We start from the raw sequence: 710 nt of genomic DNA on the forward strand, positions 1-710 counted from the left end.
GGTTCTTCGTCATTTCATGTGGATTTCAGGATCGAGCCCGCAGGGCTGGCAATCAGGTAGATCATGGTCATGAACGTCTCCGTGTTGCGATATCCCCGAGCTCTGGCACGCGCCGCCTGGAATATGCCATTCAAGCCTTCCAATCGCGCATTGGTATAGGTTGAGGTCCAGCGTTGAACCACTCGATCCACATGCGTCCTCAAGGTAGCCAGCGCTTTTCGCACGGGCTCCAGGGCTGGCGTGTCGCCAACCAGACAGGATGCCCAGTTCAGGTAGTGAGTGATCCGCCAGCGTGCGCCTCGCGGTGTTCTGGCCTTGCGTACCCAGGCGAGCTTTTCCTTGATCCGCCAGGCCGTGGCGGTGTCGAGCCCCTGATCGATAATCTCGGCCAGCGCGAGCAACTGGTTGTCGGTCAGGTGGCCCACCTGTCCGCGTTTGAGTACCGCCCAGCGCAGCTGCTTGGGCAACGGCTTTTCCTTCCCTTCCAGCTTGCGCACAGAGTCCACCGAGCGGGTAAAGACCTGCACGATATGGAACCAGTCCACCGTGATGGTCGCCTCCGGCAGGTGTTCCTTGACGCCATTGATAAAGGCCGGCGACATGTCACACACCACTTCGAGCACCTGCTGTGGGTCGCCACCGTGAGACTTCAGAAAGTCGGCAAATTGCTTCAGCGTCCCCTTGCCACGACCGGGTGTGACAAACAGCAC

1 protein-coding gene is annotated in these 710 nt (G+C 59.6%); it reads right to left on the reverse strand.

Annotation, left to right across the window (positions count from 1 at the left end; translation table 11 throughout):
* Positions 1–14 precede the first annotated feature (14 nt).
* Positions 15–710 (reverse strand): transposase (locus ACYVGS_RS17735; RefSeq protein ID WP_460590028.1); only part of this gene is annotated, 696 nt, incomplete at its 5' end.

The organism is Haliea atlantica, from assembly GCF_054779855.1.